The sequence below is a fragment of the Lachnoclostridium sp. An131 genome, assembly GCF_002160825.1.
Lineage (GTDB): Bacteria > Bacillota > Clostridia > Lachnospirales > Lachnospiraceae > Laedolimicola.
Map to the genome: position 1 here is coordinate 1 of NZ_NFLI01000002.1, position 18,401 is coordinate 18,401.

At 52.5% G+C, this 18,401-nt stretch carries 15 protein-coding genes; 14 read left to right on the forward strand and 1 reads right to left on the reverse strand.

All coding sequences use genetic code 11. The annotated features are described in order from the left end of the window. The first annotated feature begins 262 nt into the window (after nt 1-262). The 14 genes from B5E77_RS01615 to B5E77_RS01680 all read left to right on the forward strand — a co-directional run bounded on the left by B5E77_RS01615 (nt 263) and on the right by B5E77_RS01680 (nt 17,085). Nucleotides 263-1,105: a hypothetical protein gene (locus tag B5E77_RS01615; RefSeq protein ID WP_087163655.1), complete on the forward strand. Its 843-nt coding sequence runs from the start codon at nt 263-265 to the stop codon at nt 1,103-1,105. 288 nt (nt 1,106-1,393) lie between these two features. Beyond that, the gene (gene rpsL, locus B5E77_RS01620; RefSeq protein ID WP_087163656.1) at nt 1,394-1,816 is read left to right on the forward strand and encodes a 30S ribosomal protein S12; all 423 of its coding nucleotides are present in this window, start codon (nt 1,394-1,396) and stop codon (nt 1,814-1,816) included. Between the two features lie 271 nt (nt 1,817-2,087). Next, a complete protein-coding gene (gene rpsG, locus B5E77_RS01625) occupies nt 2,088-2,558 on the forward strand; it encodes a 30S ribosomal protein S7 (protein WP_178031438.1) in 471 nt (156 codons plus the stop codon). Nucleotides 2,559-2,579: 21 nt separating this feature from the next. Beyond that, nucleotides 2,580-4,694, forward strand: a complete 2,115-nt coding sequence (gene fusA / locus B5E77_RS01630) for an elongation factor G (RefSeq protein ID WP_087163658.1) — start codon at nt 2,580-2,582, stop codon at nt 4,692-4,694. 138 nt (nt 4,695-4,832) lie between these two features. Continuing rightward, entirely contained in the window at nt 4,833-6,026 is a 1,194-nt protein-coding gene (tuf, locus tag B5E77_RS01635; RefSeq protein WP_087163659.1) for an elongation factor Tu, read from the forward strand. 224 nt (nt 6,027-6,250) lie between these two features. Continuing rightward, a complete protein-coding gene (locus B5E77_RS01640) occupies nt 6,251-6,625 on the forward strand; it encodes a BlaI/MecI/CopY family transcriptional regulator (protein ID WP_087163660.1) in 375 nt (124 codons plus the stop codon). Nucleotides 6,626-6,634: 9 nt separating this feature from the next. Next, entirely contained in the window at nt 6,635-8,593 is a 1,959-nt protein-coding gene (locus tag B5E77_RS01645) for a M56 family metallopeptidase (protein ID WP_242963541.1), read from the forward strand. 436 nt (nt 8,594-9,029) lie between these two features. Continuing rightward, entirely contained in the window at nt 9,030-9,680 is a 651-nt protein-coding gene (locus B5E77_RS01650; RefSeq protein ID WP_442911321.1) for a lysozyme inhibitor LprI family protein, read from the forward strand. 185 nt (nt 9,681-9,865) lie between these two features. Continuing rightward, nucleotides 9,866-11,194: an alpha-amylase family glycosyl hydrolase gene (locus B5E77_RS01655; protein WP_087163662.1), complete on the forward strand. Its 1,329-nt coding sequence runs from the start codon at nt 9,866-9,868 to the stop codon at nt 11,192-11,194. Nucleotides 11,195-11,381: 187 nt separating this feature from the next. Continuing rightward, complete coding sequence (locus B5E77_RS01660) at nt 11,382-12,473, forward strand: ABC transporter ATP-binding protein (RefSeq protein ID WP_087163866.1); 1,092 nt, start codon at nt 11,382-11,384, stop codon at nt 12,471-12,473. A gap of 75 nt (nt 12,474-12,548) precedes the next feature. After that, nucleotides 12,549-13,439 (forward strand): carbohydrate ABC transporter permease, encoded by an 891-nt coding sequence (locus B5E77_RS01665; RefSeq protein WP_087163663.1) that lies wholly within the window; start codon nt 12,549-12,551, stop codon nt 13,437-13,439. A 97-nt stretch (nt 13,440-13,536) separates the two neighbouring features. Further along, a complete protein-coding gene (locus B5E77_RS01670) occupies nt 13,537-14,457 on the forward strand; it encodes a carbohydrate ABC transporter permease (RefSeq protein ID WP_330394594.1) in 921 nt (306 codons plus the stop codon). Further along, a complete protein-coding gene (locus B5E77_RS01675; RefSeq protein ID WP_087163664.1) occupies nt 14,454-16,049 on the forward strand; it encodes an ABC transporter substrate-binding protein in 1,596 nt (531 codons plus the stop codon). Before B5E77_RS01670 ends, B5E77_RS01675 begins: the two co-directional genes overlap by 4 nt. Nucleotides 16,050-16,239: 190 nt before the next feature. Then, the gene (locus B5E77_RS01680) at nt 16,240-17,085 is read left to right on the forward strand and encodes a hypothetical protein (protein WP_087163665.1); all 846 of its coding nucleotides are present in this window, start codon (nt 16,240-16,242) and stop codon (nt 17,083-17,085) included. Between the two features lie 225 nt (nt 17,086-17,310). Here the strand turns inward: B5E77_RS01680 and B5E77_RS01685 are convergent, their stop codons facing one another. Beyond that, nucleotides 17,311-18,258 carry a carbohydrate kinase family protein gene (locus tag B5E77_RS01685; protein ID WP_087163666.1) on the reverse strand — a complete coding sequence of 316 codons (948 nt, stop codon included), beginning with the start codon at nt 18,256-18,258 and terminating at the stop codon, nt 17,311-17,313. Between the last annotated feature and the right edge of the window lie 143 nt (nt 18,259-18,401).

Here is an 18,401-nt window from a genome sequence, read left to right on the forward strand (position 1 = left end):
AAACTTGAAAAAACGAACTCTCAGCTGTATGATTGAGAAAATGAGTCCGGAACCATTTTGCTTTAGGAACACTCTCTTTCATATCAACTGACAATTCGTTTACTTCATCCGCGGGTTGACAGCAGGGTGCGGGCCGCGCTAAGATAGGATACAGTGAAATAGGATAGAGTGAAAATTCCCGCGGAGGGCAGGGGCATATTCTCTTTTGACTGCGGGAACGGACGAATAAACGGCAGCAGCAGAAGATGATGAAAGGGATACCATGACAGAAACACTGACAGCCCGCCATACGGGAAACGCAGGAATTGTTTTTCATATAGAAAAAATAAATGCAGAGAAAAGCCCGGCAGAGAAAAATCAGGCAGAGAAAAATCAGGCAGAGAAAAATCCGGGGAAGGCTGTTCTTGGCATCGACGCCTTCTGCCGGGATCGGAAAGGGCTTTATATGGATACGCCGGAGCAGGAAAGAGTGCGGCTGCTTTCGGAGATTGAAAGTGGAGAGCTGAGGACCCTTGTGTTTACCCATGAGCATGGGGATCATTTCTGCCTGGAGGATGTGCTGGAGGCACTGAAAAGAAATCCCCGGCTTCATATTATATCCACGCGGAAGGTGATTCAGAGGATCCGGGAAAAAAGTCCGGACGGAATTCTGGAAGAGATCAGGCCGGAGGAAACAGGAAGCATAGATGTGGAGCTGCCGGGGGGCGGCATGCCGCGTATGAAGCTGCGGCTTTTCAACGCGCCGCATATGGGCGAACAGTTTGCGGATATTCAAAATCTTGTCTGTCTGCTGGAGGCCGGAGGCAGAAGGCTTCTGATTCCCGGAGACGCCAGGCCTGACGCAGCGCTTTTTGAACGGGCCGCAGCCTGGTCGCCGGTTATCGACTGGCTGATTGCACCGTTCCCGCTGATGGGGCTTCCTTCTTCGAGAAAGAAAATTGCCTCAGCTTTCACGGTCAGGCACGCGCTCGCCGTTCATCTGCCCCGGCCGGAAAAGGATGAGCATGGCTGGAGGGCGAGTGCGCTGAAGGTATGCGAAAGAGCGCGGGACGGGCTGCCCATGCCGCTGTTCGGCGATGTGATCGGAGAAACGTATCTGCTGTGAGCCGGCGAAGGGCGCAGCTTTGGCAGTCCTGCGGAAAATCCGGCCTTCTCAAAGCAGCATTCCGGCAGAGGCTCCGGATGCTTTGGGATGAATATGAAAAAAACAGGTAAAATCCTTGAAAACTTGCGGAAAAACCCCTTGACACAGGGGTTTTTCGTCTTTATAATACTATGGTGTGCGCGAAAGTACACAGGGTATTTTTGCGCGCTGATTTAAACTGTCGATTACCGACACAGCAGCCTGACAGGGCCGGCATCATGCCAGCCACTTATACAGGAGGTGAAAGGAATGCCAACATTTAACCAGTTAGTCAGAAAAGGAAGACAGACCTCTGTAAAGAAGTCTACTGCTCCTGCCCTTCAGAAAGGATTCAACTCCCTGAAGAAAAAAGCGACGAACACATCCGCTCCGCAGAAGCGCGGCGTGTGCACAGCAGTAAAGACCGCTACCCCGAAGAAGCCGAACTCAGCTCTTCGTAAGATTGCCAGAGTACGTCTTTCCAACGGAATCGAGGTAACGAGCTACATCCCCGGAGAGGGACACAACCTGCAGGAGCACAGCGTTGTTATGATCCGCGGCGGAAGAGTAAAGGACCTGCCCGGTACGAGATATCATATCATCCGTGGAACGCTGGATACCGCCGGTGTAGCTAAGAGAAGACAGGCCCGTTCCAAATACGGCGCAAAGAGACCGAAGGACGCAAAGAAATAATTAAGTCTGAATCGGTTTTGAATCAGAGAAACAGGTTTCACGCTGTGAAGACCTGAGCGGAGAAAACAAAAGCGGCCGCGAGGCCGGAGATGTCCCGCCGGGCATTCGCAGTAAACAGAACTATTCGTTGGACAGACAAAAGGACGTCTGTATGCCGGAATGAAATATCGTCCCTTGGGCTGCGGGTCGTATATAGAATTACCGTGCACAACACAAGTAGAGGACACATGTGAGTACCTGAGAATTAATTTTTGTTAAGGAGGGAAGTATTGTGGCACGTAAAGGACATACTCAGAAAAGAGATGTATTAGCGGATCCGCTTTACAACAACAAAGTAGTCACCAAGCTTATCAACAACATCATGCTGGATGGTAAGAAGGGTGTGGCTCAGAAGATTGTATACGGAGCATTTGCAAGAGTAGAGGCTAAGACAGAGAAGCCCGCTCTGGAAGTATTTGAGGAGGCTATGAATAATATCATGCCGCTTCTGGAGGTAAAGGCGAGACGTGTCGGCGGAGCGACCTATCAGGTTCCGATCGAGGTTCGCCCGGACCGCCGTCAGGCGCTGGCTCTGCGCTGGCTGACCATGTTCTCCCGTAAGCGCGGTGAGAAGACCATGGAGGAGCGTCTTGCAAACGAGATCATGGACGCTGCGAACAACACCGGCGCATCCGTGAAGAGAAAAGAAGACATGCACAAGATGGCAGAGGCAAACAAGGCGTTTGCTCACTATCGTTTCTAATTATTTGAGGAGGAAAATCCCGTGGCTGGAAGAGAATATCCATTAGAGAGAACCAGAAATATCGGAATTATGGCTCATATCGATGCTGGTAAGACCACACTGACCGAGCGTATTCTGTATTATACTGGCGTAAACTATAAGATTGGTGATACTCACGAGGGTACTGCTACCATGGACTGGATGGAGCAGGAGCAGGAGCGTGGTATCACGATCACTTCCGCTGCAACAACCTGTCACTGGACTCTGCAGGAAAACTGCAAGCCGAAGCCCGGCGCTCTGGAGCACCGTATCAATATCATTGATACCCCGGGCCATGTTGACTTTACGGTTGAGGTAGAGCGTTCCCTTCGTGTACTGGACGGCGCTGTGGGCGTGTTCTGTGCGAAGGGTGGTGTAGAGCCTCAGTCAGAGAACGTATGGCGTCAGGCAGACACCTATAACGTACCGAGAATGGCGTTTATCAACAAGATGGACATTCTGGGTGCAGACTTCTACAATGCAGTAGATATGATTAAGACAAGACTTGGCAAGAATGCCATCTGTCTGCAGCTTCCGATTGGTAAGGAAGATGAGTTTCAGGGAATCATCGATCTGTTTGAGATGAAGGCCTACATCTATAATGATGACAAGGGCGAGGACATCTCTATCACAGATATCCCGGATGACATGAAGGATGACGCAGAGCTGTACCGTTCTGAGCTCGTTGAGAAGATCTGTGATCTGGACGACGACCTGATGATGCAGTATCTGGAGGGCGAGGAGCCGTCCGTTGAGGATATGAAGGCTGCCTTAAGAAAGGCAACCTGCGAGTGCAAGGCTGTTCCGGTATGCTGCGGAAGCGCTTACCGCAACAAGGGTGTTCAGAAGCTTCTGGACGCAGTGCTTGAGTATATGCCTGCTCCGACCGATATCCCGGCTATCAAGGGCGTGGATATGGATGGAAACGAGATCGAGCGCCATTCCTCTGACGAGGAGCCGTTCTCCGCGCTGGCATTCAAGATTATGGCTGACCCGTTCGTAGGAAAGCTGGCATTCTTCCGTGTATACTCCGGAACTATGAATTCCGGATCCTATGTATACAATTCTACGAAGCAGAAGAAGGAGCGTGTAGGACGTATCCTTCAGATGCATGCAAATAAGAGAGCAGAGCTGGATAAGGTATATTCCGGAGATATCGCAGCTGCCGTAGGCTTCAAGTTTACGACCACCGGCGATACCATCTGCGACGAGCAGCATCCGGTTATCCTGGAGTCCATGGAGTTCCCGGAGCCGGTTATCGAGCTGGCTATCGAGCCGAAGACCAAGGCTGGTCAGGGCAAGATGGGCGAGGCTCTTGCAAAGCTGGCAGAGGAGGACCCGACCTTCCGCGCTCACACAGATCCGGAGACAGGCCAGACCATCATCGCAGGTATGGGCGAGCTCCATCTGGAGATTATCGTAGACCGTCTGCTGCGTGAGTACAAGGTAGAGGCAAACGTAGGAGCTCCTCAGGTTGCTTACAAGGAGACCTTCACCAAGGCTGTGGATGTGGACAGCAAGTATGCGAAGCAGTCCGGTGGACGTGGACAGTATGGTCACTGTAAGGTACACTTCGAGCCGATGGATGCCAACGGAGAAGAGCTGTTCAAGTTCGATTCCCAGGTTGTCGGCGGTGCGATTCCGAAGGAATACATTCCGGCAGTCGGCGAAGGTATCGAGGAGGCTGCACAGTCCGGTATTCTGGGAGGATTCCCGGTACTTGGTATCCATGCAACCGTATACGACGGATCCTACCATGAGGTAGACTCCAGCGAGATGGCTTTCCATATCGCAGGCTCCATGGCGTTCAAGGAGGCTATGCAGAAGGGAAATCCCGTACTGCTTGAGCCGATCATGAAGGTCGAGGTTACCACACCCGAGGATTACATGGGCGACGTTATCGGTGACATCAACAGCCGCCGCGGACGTATCGAGGGTATGGAGGACATCGGAGGCGGAAAGATGATCCGTGGATACGTTCCGCTTGCAGAGATGTTCGGATACTCCACAGACCTGCGTTCCAAGACCCAGGGCCGTGGAAACTACTCCATGTTCTTCGAGAAATACGAGCAGGTTCCGAAGAATATCCAGGAGAAAGTACTTGCAGCAAAGAAATAAGCAATTTATAAGCGATTTCCGCTAAATTTTGCTTGAAAAATAGGGCGCTTTGAAATATAATCAAAGTTAGCCGAGTATCTGATAAAACAGAAAATCAAATCAGCCCCAGAGGCATATGAATTAAGGAGGACATTCAAAATGGCTAAAGCTAAATTTGAAAGAACCAAACCGCATTGTAATATCGGTACCATCGGTCACGTAGACCATGGCAAAACTACTCTGACAGCAGCTATCACAAAGGTTCTGTCTGAGCGTGTTGCTGGTAACACAGCTACCGATTTCGAGAACATCGACAAGGCTCCCGAAGAGAGAGAGCGTGGTATCACCATTTCTACTGCTCACGTTGAGTACGAGACAGAGAAGAGACACTACGCACACGTTGACTGCCCGGGCCATGCTGACTATGTAAAGAACATGATCACCGGAGCTGCTCAGATGGACGGAGCTATCCTGGTAGTAGCTGCTACCGACGGTGTAATGGCTCAGACAAAGGAGCACATCCTTCTGTCCCGTCAGGTAGGCGTTCCCTACATCGTAGTATTCATGAACAAGTGCGACATGGTAGACGACGAGGAGCTGCTTGAGCTGGTAGACATGGAGATCCGTGAGCTGCTGAACGAGTATGAGTTCCCGGGAGATGACACACCGATCATCCAGGGTTCCGCTCTGAAGGCTCTTGAGGATCCGTCCAGCGAGTGGGGCGACAAGATCATGGAGCTGATGGATGCTGTTGATGAGTGGATTCCGGATCCGCAGCGTGCAACTGATCAGCCGTTCCTGATGCCGGTTGAGGACGTATTCACAATCACCGGACGTGGTACTGTTGCTACAGGCCGTGTAGAGCGTGGTGTTCTGCATCTGAACGAGGAAGTTGAGATCGTTGGTATCAAGGAAGAGACTCGTAAGACCGTTGTAACTGGTATCGAGATGTTCCGTAAGCTGCTTGACGAGGCTCAGGCTGGTGACAACATCGGAGCTCTGCTTCGTGGTGTTCAGAGAACCGAGATCGAAAGAGGTCAGGTTATCGTTAAGCCGGGCAGCATTACCTGCCACACCAAGTTTACCGCTCAGGTATACGTTCTGACCAAGGACGAGGGTGGCCGTCATACTCCGTTCTTCAACAACTACAGACCGCAGTTCTACTTCCGTACAACTGACGTTACCGGCGTTATCACTCTTCCGGAAGGAACAGAGATGTGCATGCCTGGTGACAACGTAGAGATGACTATCGAGCTGATCCATCCGATCGCTATGGAGCAGGGTCTTACCTTCGCTATCCGTGAGGGCGGACGTACTGTAGGATCCGGACGTGTGGCTTCCGTTATCGAGTAATCTATTTATACAGTAAATATAAGGCTTCTGGGAATTTCCCGGAAGCCTTTTTTATATCAAGAAAACCACGCGATAGCAGCGTGGTTCTATTCATTTCAGTGAATCTGTCAGTCCGTCAGTCTGGCGTCTAAACGTCAGCGTAAGGAAAGCTATTGACAAATATGCACTACTGTGGTAGTGTGAAAATAGAAACTACCACAGTAGTGCAAAAGGAGAGGATGCCTGTGCAGGTAAAGCTTTATGATTCGGAGCTGAAAATCATGGGAGTATTATGGCGGGAAGGCGATGTTACGGCAAAGCATATTTCGGATGTGATGAAGGAAGAGACAGGGTGGAACATGAACACAACGTACACTCTGATAAAGCGATGCATCAAAAAGGGAGCGGTGGAACGCTCAGAACCTCATTTTATGTGCCATGCGCTGATTTCCAAGGAAGAAGTGCAGGCCGCGGAAACGGAGGAGCTGATCAATAAGGTTTACGACGGCTCTGCAGATAAGCTGTTTGCCGCGCTGCTTGGCAGAAAGAAGCTGTCTGCCCGTCAGATTGAGAAGCTGAAGCAAATTGTTGAGGAAGAGGATACAGATACGGAGAAATGAGGTGGGGATATGAGCCTGATTCAGATGAGCTTTTCCGGTGCAGTCATGATTCTTGTCATTTTTGCAGTACGCACGGCAGCGATCAACGGACTGCCGAAGAAGCTTTTTATTTTACTTTGGGAGCTTGTACTGCTGCGGCTTCTCGTACCCTTTTCCATTCCCTCTGTGATAAGCGTATATACCTTTCTGGAGAGGGGACTCGACGCCGGAAACAGTCCGGCACAGGCTCTGCAGGTTCCGGCCGCATATCTGATCCCACAGGCTGCCGTGGAAGGAACAGGGGGAAGCAGCGGAGCGCAGCTGCTGCAGGAAAGTGTTCCGGGGACGCCGGAAGCGCCGGTCTGGCTGATTCTCTGGCTGGTCGGAGCGTCTGCATGTGCCATTTTCTTTTTGGTATCCTATCTGCGCTGCTACAGGGAATTCCGGACATCGCTTCCCGTACACAGCGAGATGGCTGTCAGATGGCTGAAACGGCATCCCCTCAGACGGACGGTGCGCGTCAGGCAGTCAGACCGGATCTCGGCGCCGCTGACATACGGGGTTCTGAAGCCGGTGATATTGCTGCCAAAGGAGATGGATCTGACCGAAAGCAGGCAGCTGGAGTATATTCTGCTGCATGAATATATACATATCCGCCGCCTGGATTCTGTTCGGAAGATGGTCATGGTGTCTGCGCTGTGCGTACACTGGTTTAATCCCTTTGTATGGCTGATGTACATCCTTTTTAACAGAGATATGGAGCTGGCCTGTGATGAAAGCGTCGTACGGAAATCTGGCACGACATCCAGGAGAGATTACGCAAAAACGCTGATCAGCATGGAAGAGAAGAAAAGCATGGCGCTGCCGCTTTGCAACAGCTTCAGCCAGAACGCGGTCAGGGAAAGGATTACGGCGATTATGAAGACGAAGAAAGTAACGATAGGGATCGGCATCGTGTGCGTTTTGATTCTTGCAGTTGTAATCATCCTGTTTGCGACGTCTGCGGACGGAGGACAGGAGACGGCAGGCCCGGAGGAGACGGAGCTTGCGGGTGACGCGGCGGAAGGCTCCGGTGAGGAAGCGGATACCGTGGACGGGAACGCAGGCCAGGATGCAGAGCAGGGAGATGAGACGGCATCCGACGATACAGTATCCATGGATGCGGCTACGGGACGCTACAGAGAGAGCACGACGGTGCTTCAGTGCACAGTAGAGGGCGAGCCGGAAGAGATGCCGGCCACGCTCTATGTGGGTGACAGATTTTCCATGTATATCCCGGATGAAGGCTGGCAGATCTATGATCAAAATCCGGTGGAATCGGAGAAAATGTCGGCGGTCTATCTGCCTGGAGAAGGACAGGTAGGGCTTTGGGTAGAATATCATCAGGAAGGTGTTGCTGATACAGGGGTGAGGCTGATGGAGGAAGGCTATTCTACCGCCACGGACACAGACAGGGTGCAGAGACAGGACGGGGAGATTCTGACGGAAGCCAGAATATTCGGAGACGGAAATGAAAGCTGGCTGGTGTGTACCAGACGTCCCGCCACATCGGAGGGGGCAGAAGGAATAGCCGCAAGGCTGGACGCCATCGCGGATACCTTCGAGGCGGCAACGGAGCAGGGAAGGCCAGCCAATCTGGTGAAGGTGCTTGGTACGGACAGCGCAGAAATGGCAGTGCTGGAGGAGCTTATGAAGGAGTTTTACACGGATTACTTCAACGGTGATGAAGAAGGGATCAGGCAGTATCTGTCTGTGGACTTCAGCGGAACGCCGGAGGTCTATGACGCGCCGGAGACTGCCGGGGAGCTTGAAATACGCGAAATCAAGAGCCTTGTTGATATGACGGAATCGGAGGACAATTCCTTCGAGCAATACAGCCAGTCTGTGGAGTTTGTGGCGCCTGGCGAGGACTCCTTTACTTATCTTTCGGTGGAGTTTGTGAAGGAGAACGGCGAGTGGAAGGTGAGCTCCTACGGGCTGGAGAAGTAGGGACGGTTTTCCGCAGACGTTTTTACAGGGATATAAGGGACATAACAGAAAATCAATTTGTATCGGACAGGATTCGGATACAGATTGATTTTCTTCTTTTTTCTGGATACAATGAAGAAAAGGCCTGAGAGGGGGAAAGGCGTATATGGGAAAGAAGAGACTGATACTTGCTTTGGGGCTGACAATCGCTCTGGCGGCAGGCTGCGGACAGGAAATGCAGGAGCCGGAGCAGGCAGACACAGAAGCTGCGGCGGAGCAGGAAGAACTGGTACAGGAAGAATTGGTGCAGGAAGAGCCAGTACAAGAAAGGCTGGAGCAGGAGGAAGAGGCGGAACTGGAAGCCTGGATGCAGCAGATAAAGGATGAGATCGAATCAGCGGAGGCAGAGGCGGACAGACTGGATGAGAAGATAGGGAGCATGGATCTGGCGACGCAAATGGACTTGAACCAGACGTCCTTTGAAATCTATACCGTGTGGGATGATGTGCTGAACACCATCTGGGGAATTTTAAAGGAAAACATGGAGGAAGCGTCCATGGAACAGCTGACGGAGGAAGAACAGTACTGGATTAGCAGAAAGGAGGCTGCAGTACAGGAGGCAGGAGCTTTATTTGAGGGCGGAAGTGCATGGCCTCTGGTCGTAAACTCGGAAGCAGCGAAATTGACCCGGTACAGAGTGTATGAGCTGGCGGCAGAGGCAGGTGTGCCTATGGATACACAGATCATCTATGACGGGTGCTATTTCAACTGGAGCGCGCATGTCTATAAGGTAAGTGTGGAACAGATGGATCCGTCTTTGAGCTACTGTGAAATCCAGATCAGCAATGTGCAGGATACGACCTTTGATTTTACTGTGGATGAGCTCATGATGACTACAGATGAGAGGACAACTATCTTACAGAGCAGTACAGCTGTGATTCAGGATGGCGGCCGGTCGGCGGTGTATGAAGGGGAAGACTTTACACTGACCTTTCATTTTGCTTCAGAGCCTGCGAGCTTTCCAAAGGAGCTGACAGTAACAGGATGGGACAAGCTGGAAGGAGACACGTTTATCAATAAAAATGTCCCTGGACATGAGTCAGGCTGAAGCTGCGAAAATGGCTGCCCGGCCCGCAGGCTTGCCTGCCGGGATTGTGGATAGCAGTTACAGGAAGAGGCTGCGGTCATGCAGCAGCTTAGAGACAGGATAGAGTAATCTGATTTATAATAGTTGCAGCTGGCGCAGGCTGCTGCCAGCAGAAAATAAGAATCGTATATGAGAGGAAACAGCAAATGGCACAGAACACAAGCAAAAATCTCAGGAATCAAATCATTTATTCCATCTATGTGCGCAATTACAGCGAGGAGGGAACCTTCGCGGCGGTGGAACGTGATCTGGAGCGGATCCGGGACCTGGGGACGGATATCATCTGGCTGATGCCGGTTCATCCGCTTGGGGTGAAGAACAGGAAGGGAAGCCTGGGAAGTCCCTATGCAATCCGGAATTACAGGGAGATTAACCCGGAATTCGGCACGCTTCAGGATTTCCGCTCGCTGGTGGACCGGATTCATGAGCTGGGAATGAAGTGTATGATCGATGTGGTCTATAACCATACCTCGCCGGATTCCTGGCTGGCAGAGAATCACCCGGAATATTTCTACCGGAAGCCGGACGGAAGGATGGGTAACCGTGTGGGTGACTGGACGGATGTGGTGGATCTGGATTACGGAAACCGGGAGCTCTGGGATTACCAGATCGAGACGCTGAAATACTGGGCGGAAATGGTGGATGGCTTCCGCTGCGATGTGGCTCCTCTTGTGCCGCTGGAGTTCTGGAAGAAGGCCAGAGAAGAGGTGGCAAAGGTAAGGCCGGACTGTATCTGGCTGGCCGAGTCCTCGGATCCGCCCTTTATTGTGGGGCTCCGGAAGGAAGGAATCCAGGTGCTCACAGACTCGGAGTGCTACCAGGCCTTCGATCTCTGCTATGATTATGATGTGTATCCGGCTTTCCGGGCATATCTGCGGGGCGAACTGCCCTTAAGCGCTTATGCGGAGCGGCTGAATATGCAGGAATACATTTACCCGGATAATTATGTGAAGCTGCGTTTTCTGGAAAATCATGACCAGGCCCGGGCGAAGGCTCTGATTTCGGATGAAAGGGTGCTTCGGAACTGGACGGCCTTTTCTTATTTCCAGAAGGGAGCGGCGCTGATCTATGCGGGCCAGGAGACGGAAAACACGAACTGTCCCAGCCTGTTTGAAAGGGATCCGGTGTCCTGGGATACCGGATATGATCTGACCGGGCTCCTGAAACGGCTGGCAGCGGTAAAGAAGAATCCGGTTTTTGCGGATAGCTCGTATTCTCTGAAGGCGCTGGATGAACAGGATATCCTTGTGGGAACCTATGAGGAGGGCAGTGGAAAGAGCGGCGGAAGCCTGGGAGAGGCCCATGGAAATAAAGGTATCCGGCTGGTGGGAATTTTCAGCTTCCGGGGCAGGGCAGCTGAGGTGGAGACAGAGCTGCCGGACGGCACATACCGCAACAGCGTGGACGGCACAGAGGTCACGGTGAGGGACGGAAGGCTCCTGTGCCAGGGAGATCCGATCATTCTGGAATGCTGAATTGCTGCCAGGGACATAAAAGGGCAGCGGAAGCGAAATACACAGGAATGTTAAATTTTTGCCGATCCCTTGAGAAATACAGGAAGAACCGTTATAATTGTAACCAGAGATTTATCAGCAGGAGAGGCGGCGGTACATGAGAGCCTGTGGCGGCTTGTGCACCGGCGCCGAAAATGGAGTTAAGAAGATGAAAATAGTATTGCAGAACCTGACGAAGACGTTTCCGGGCCGGGGCAGGAAGGACCGGAATGATGTGACCGCCGTAGACGATCTTTCCTGCGAGATACCGGACGGAGAGCTGATCGCCCTTCTGGGGCCCTCCGGATGCGGGAAGAGCACCACGCTGAACCTGCTCTGCGGGCTGGAAAAGCCCACCTCCGGCAGAATCTTTTTCGGGGAAGATGATATTACCGATCTGCCGCCGGAGCTTCGGGGCGTCGGTATGGTATTTCAGAATTACGCTCTTTATCCGCATATGACAGTAAGGCAGAATATCCTGTTTCCGCTGGAGAACCTGAAGGGAAAGGACAGGCCCTCCAAAGAGGAAATGCAGACCCGGGCCGAGGAGACGGCAAGACTCGTTCAGATTGAGGATCTGATGGACAGAAAACCAAAGGAGCTTTCCGGCGGCCAGCAGCAGCGCGTGGCCATCGCCCGCGCGCTGGTGAAGATGCCCAGAGTGCTGCTTCTGGACGAGCCGCTGTCGAATCTGGACGCCCGCCTGCGGCTGCAGACCCGGGAGGAAATCCGGAAGATTCAGAAAAAGACAGGGATCACAACCGTCTTTGTGACCCACGATCAGGATGAGGCCATGAGCATTTCGGACCGGATTGCCGTGATGCGTCTGGGTGAACTGATGCAGATGGGAAAGCCCCAGGAGGTCTATGACAATCCGGCGAATCTGTTCGTGGCAAAGTTCCTTGGCACGCCTCCCATCAATGTGTTTGAGGGAAGGGTTCGGGATGAGCAGCTTTATATCGGAGACGAGGCAGTGTTCTCCGTGAAGGGAACCGCCGACCAGGAGGTCTGGGCCGGCGTGCGCCCGGAGGGCTTTATCCTGCGGGAGGACGGCCCCTTAAGCTGTGAGCTGAACCGGGTGGAGATCATGGGACGCGACATCAGCATCATTGCCGGCCATAAGGCCTGCATGGCGCAGACGATACGGGCCATTATAGGCGCGGATACCGGTGTAAATACGGCTGCCTCTCAGGTGCGGTTCGCGCTGAAAGCCGGAAAGGTGTTCCTGTTCCGCAAGGAGACAGAGGAAAGAATTTTTTAATTTCCCGCCCGGGTCCATGAAGCCGGAAAAGCGGCCGGCTGTCCGGTCCGGGCATCAGAAAGGAAAATCGGTGTTATGAATGCGAATAACAAAAAGGCCTGGCTGTATCTTCTGCCTGCGACTTTATTTCTTGTATTTTTCCTGGTATATCCGCTGATTGACGTATTTATCTATTCGGTGGAAGAAGGATATAATTTTGCGTCGCAGACCTATTTCGGCACGGGACTTTATAATTTTTCCTATGTCCTGCATGATCCGTATTTTCTGCAGGCGGTAAAAAATACATTTATTCTGGTAATTATCACGGTTCCTGTCTCTACAGGGCTGGCGCTTCTGATTTCAGTGGGCTTGAGTTCCATCAAACCATTGAGGGAGCTCTACCAGACCGTGTATTTCCTGCCGTACGTGACGAATACGCTGGCAGTGGGCCTTGTGTTTATGATTCTGTTTCAGAAGACAGAGTACACGGACGGCCTGGTGAATCTGATGATAGGCTGGTTCGGCGGGGAATCGGTGGATTTCATCGACGGGCCTTACTGGGCGAAAATGTTCGTCCTCTGCTTCTATACGGTCTGGGTGGTCACGCCCTTTAAGATTCTGGTGCTGACCAGCGCCCTCGCGTCGGTGAACCAGGACTATTACCGGGCGGCCAGAGTGGACGGAACGCCGCGGCTCCGGGTATTTACGAGGATTACGCTGCCGATGATTTCCCCGATGATTTTCTATCTGGTGATTACGGGCTTTATCGGAGCGTTTAAGGCATACAGCGACGCAGTGGCGCTGTTCGGCACGGATCTGAACGCGGCCGGAATGAATACGATCGTGGGCTATGTCTATGACATGCTGTACGGGGACAGCGGCGGATATCCCTCCTACGCGTCTGCGGCGGCAGTGATTCTGTTTGCCATTGTGCTGACGATCACCTGCATCAACCTTATGGTAAGCAGAAAAAGGGTAGAAATTTAATAGTTACTGTTCAGACAGCCCCAGGCGCCATGCTGCGCAGGGGCGTAAGAACGTGATTCAGGTGTGAGTGAACAGTAGCGTTTAAGAGGGATAAGACATGGAACGACAAGCTGAGTATGAGAAGACCGGATATACGGAGGTCGGCCGCGGGAAAGCGGAATATGAAAAAATGCAGAAAAAAGCCGAAAGGCGGAACCGGATAAGGAAAGCTCTGACCTATACGGGATTAAGCATCTGGGCCCTGATTGTGCTGTTTCCTTTTTACTGGATGCTTCTGACGTCAGTGAAGAGCTACGGTGCGTACAACGCCGAGCATATTCCGGCTTTCTTTACACTGTCGCCGACGCTTCAGAATTATATCGACGCGTTTACCCAGGTGCCCCTGGTGGGATATCTTCTGAATACGGTGATCTTTGCCGTGCTGACCACGGCGCTGATGGTGGTGGTCAGCGTACTGGCCGCCTATGCGTTCGCGAGGCTTCAGTTCAGGGGAAGGAATCTGCTGTTTACGCTGTTTCTTTCGATGATGATGATTCCCAGCGAGCTGGTGGTGATTACCAATTTTGTGACGGCTACCAATCTGGATTTGAGAAATACCTTCGCCGGCCTGGTGCTTCCGTCTGTGACTTCGGTATTTTATATCTATCTTCTGAAGGAAAACTTTGAGCAGGTGCCGGACGAGCTTTACCGGGCGGCCAAGGTGGACGGAACCTCGGATTTGAAATATCTTAGGAAGGTTATGGTTCCCATCTGCCGGCCCACCATCGTCACGGTTACGATTCTGAAGATTATTGAGTGCTGGAATTCCTATGTGTGGCCGAGGCTTGTCACGGATGATCCGGCCTATTACCTGGTGTCAAACGGAATCCAGGAGATCCGGGAAAACGGCTTCGGCCGCGAAAATATTCCGGCCATGATGGCGGCTGTCGTGGTGATTTCCGTGCCGCTTATTATACTGTTCCTGGTATTCCGCAGGAAAATCATGGAAGGTGTGTCAAGAGGAGGAATGAAGGGATGAGAAAGCCTGGAAAAGGAATTGCAGCGCTTCTGGGCGTTCTGTGCCTGGGGCTTCTTTCCGGCTGCCACGGACAGAGGGAGCAGGCCGCTTTTACGGTGCCGGAGAGCTTTGACGCTTCCAGGGATTATGAGATTACGTTCTGGGCGAAGAACGACACCAATATTAACCAGACGGAGATTTATAAGCAGGCCATTGCCGATTTTCAGGAGCTGTATCCGAATATTACGGTGAATCTTCGGCTTTATACGGATTACGGAGACATTTACAACGATGTCATTACCAATATTTCCACGGGAACGACGCCCAATGTCTGCATCACCTATCCCGATCATATTGCCACGTACATGACAGGCGAGAATGTGGTGGTACCGCTGGACGGGCTGTTCGCAGATGAGAAATATGGGCTGGGCGGGAGCGAGCTGCTCTTTGACGGCCCGAAGCAGGAGGAGATCGTGCAGCAGTTTCTGGAGGAGTGCTCCATCGGGGGCTATTATTACGCGGTTCCCTATATGCGCTCTACGGAAGCCTGCTATATCAATAAGACTTACGTGGAAGCTCTGGGCTACACGCTGCCGGAGACGCTGACCTGGGATTTTATCTGGGAGGTGTCGGAGGCTGCTGCGGAGAAGAATGCGGACGGCACGTATAAGCTGAACGGCGGAGACGTCATGATTCCCTTTATCTACAAGTCTACGGACAACATGATGATTCAGATGCTGAAGCAGCAGGGGGCAGGCTATTCCACAGAAACCGGGGACATTCAGATTTTCAATGACACGACGGAGGAGATCCTTTACACGGCGGCGGAGCATACGGAAAGCGGGGCCTTTTCCACGTTCAAGATCTCCGGCTATCCGGCCAATTTCCTGAACGCGGGCCAGTGCGTCTTTGCCATTGATTCCACGGCAGGAGCGACCTGGATGGGAAGCGACGCGCCGCTGGTGGATATCGCGGAAGAAGCCCTGGTGGATTTCGAGATCGAGGTCATGGAGATACCTCAGTACGATCCGGAGAATCCTCAGATGATTTCTCAGGGACCGTCTATCTGTATTTTTAATAAAGAGGATCCCCAGGAGGTTCTGGCTTCCTGGCTGTTCACCCAGTATCTTCTGAGCAACGAGGTGCAGATCGCATACGCGCAGACGGAGGGCTATGTGCCGGTTACGACAAAGGCGCAGAACTCGGAAGAGTATCAGGATTATCTTTCCCGCGCAGGGGAGGATGACGATACGTATTATGAGGTAAAGATCAAGGCGTCCCAGATTCTCCTGGATCATATGGATGATACGTTTACCACCCCGGTGTTCAACGGTTCCACGTCTCTCCGCGACGCGGCGGGCCAGCTCATCGAAGAGGTGGTGAAATCTGTCCGGAGAAAAGAGACGGTGGATGACGCCTATATGGAAAACCTGTATGCAGAGGTTCAGGCTTTGTACCGTCTGAATGAGTATGGCGGGCCGGCGGAGGGCAAGGTGGATCTTGGCCCGCTGCCCGGAACGGCGAAGGCGCTGCTGGGGGCGCTGGCGGCTGCCTGGGTACTGATTTTGCTGTATCTGGCGGTATCGTCCCGATCCCGCAGGCGGAAATTATAAAAAAGCGGAAAATCTGTCAGCTTTCGCTCAATTGAAAGCTGCCGCTGCCGCGGAGTTGTTGACTTCTGGAGATTTTGGATTATAATAAAACTGTGCGTTTTCTGCGGAAGGGCCGGATCACTGATATCTGGACCGGCCTGTGTGAAAGCGCCGGCATGGTAAAACATACAAAGTGAAAAGGAGAATTATTATGAAAAAGAGTTTATGTGCAGCTCTGCTTCTCTCCATGACGCTGGCTCTGGCCGGCTGTGCAGGACAGGCTGATACCACAGCGGAGACAGAGACGACTGAGGACAGCACTGCCGCCGAGACAACGGAAGAGACCGCAGAGACGGAAGAGAGCACAGACACAGAGGCTGCTGCAGAGGAGACAGCTCCGGCTGAGGTGATGACCCATGAGGAGTACATGGCTGCAGACGTGGACACACAGGTTACCGTAGAGTCCTATGTTCAGGCAACGCAGTCCTGGTGGGATGATAACGGACAGGGAAAGATCACAGTTTATGCCCAGAGCGAGGATGGCGCGTATTTCTTCTATGAGCTGGCCTGCTCTGAGGAGGATGCCGCAAAGCTGACTCCGGGAACCAAGATCCGCGTAACAGGATACAAGTCCGAGTGGTCCGGCGAGATCGAGATTATGGACGGAACCTTTGAATTTGTGGACGACGGCGAGGAGTTTATCGCAGAGCCCCTTGATGTGACAGAGATGCTTGGAACAGACGAACTGATTAACCATCAGAATGAGCTTGCATCCTTTACAGGCCTTACGGTGGAGCCGGCGGCAGAGGGAAGCGACGCGGCTTTCCTGTACAGCTATGACGGTTCCGGTTCAGATGGGGACGATCTGTATTTTAACGCTTCCTACAACGGACAGACCTATACCTTTACCGTAGAGTCCTATCTGTGCGACAATACGACAGACGTATACAATGCAGTAGAGGCTCTGGAGGTGGGCCAGACCATCGATATGCAGGGCTTCCTGTACTGGTATGAGGGTGTAAACCCGCACATCACAATGGTGACTGTAGCAGAGTAAGAGGACAGCTATACCAGCAGGGAATGAATAAAAAGGCAACAAATAGAAAGTAATGATAGAAAATTGCCGCAGGCATACTTTAGGGAAAATTGGAAAGTATGTTCTGCGGCAGTTTTCGTATAGCGCAATGTTTTACGCAGTCTGATATTACAGCCCGGTCATGATTCGGAGAGCTATTCTGATTTCTTTTTCCAGCCAAATTCTTTCTCATTGGATTTTCCCTCCTTATTCCGGCAGGGGCATATTTTGCCAGCGTTCCATGACCTGCGTAAGCGACCGGACGCCCGTGCAGGCTCCGACGCTTTCTACTGCTATGGATGCCGTGGCGCTGGCGAAGCGGGCGCATTCTATGGGAGACATGCCCTCTGAGAGCGCATAGAGGAAGCCTGCCGCAAAGTTATCTCCGGCCCCGGTGGTGTCAATACAGCGTGTGCCGGGACAGGCAGGAATCAGGGCGGCAGTCTGCCTGTTTTTCAGGAAACAGCCTTTGCTCCCGAGCTTGAGGACAATGCAGGAAAGACCGCAGGCGAGAAAAGCGTCCGCGATCGCCTCTGGCGTGTCCTGCCCCGATACAGCCTTTGCCTCTTCATAGTTCGGGAAGAGGTAATCGATATAAGAGAGAATGGGGCGGATGTCCTCCAGGGTTTCCCCGTTTTTGCAGCGTGTCATGTCGGCGCACAGAAGGCCGCCGCTCTCCTTTACAGACCGGAACAGGGCTGCCATGGCAGGAACATCGAAAAGCGGTGAGACAAAGATGCTTGCAAAGGAAAAAATGGGGCTTTTCTTGAGAGCCTCATAGGGAATATCCGAAAGGGACAGCTTCCGGAGGCTGCCGTTTTTGTTTGTAATAAAGGAACGCTCCGCGTCCTCGTGGACGAGCACGATGTTGATGCCGGTATCCAGTCCCTTTTCAATGACAGAATCCCTGACAGAGACGCCGTTCTGCTCAAAGTGCGACAGGAGCAGGCGCCCGGCCATGTCGTCTCCCAGCTTGGTGATCAGGTTCACTTTTTTGCCAAGCCGGGCCAGAATTGTAGCCTCGTTCGCGGCATCTCCGCCTACCGTCATGGAGACGCCCTCTGCGGGCCAGGAGCGGCTGTTCAGATTGGAAGGGGATACGGGATGGGCCAGCACGTCAAGGATGGCTGCGCCGATTACAGTGATATCATACATGGAAAGTCCTCCTTTTCAGGCTGTTGGGCGTCCGGGACATCCGCAGACGCCCTGCAGGCTGGTGAAATATGTGAAAATACCGGAAAAAATGCCTGTCTACTTCGTATTATATACGGAGGACAGGCATTTTGAAAGAGATGAAA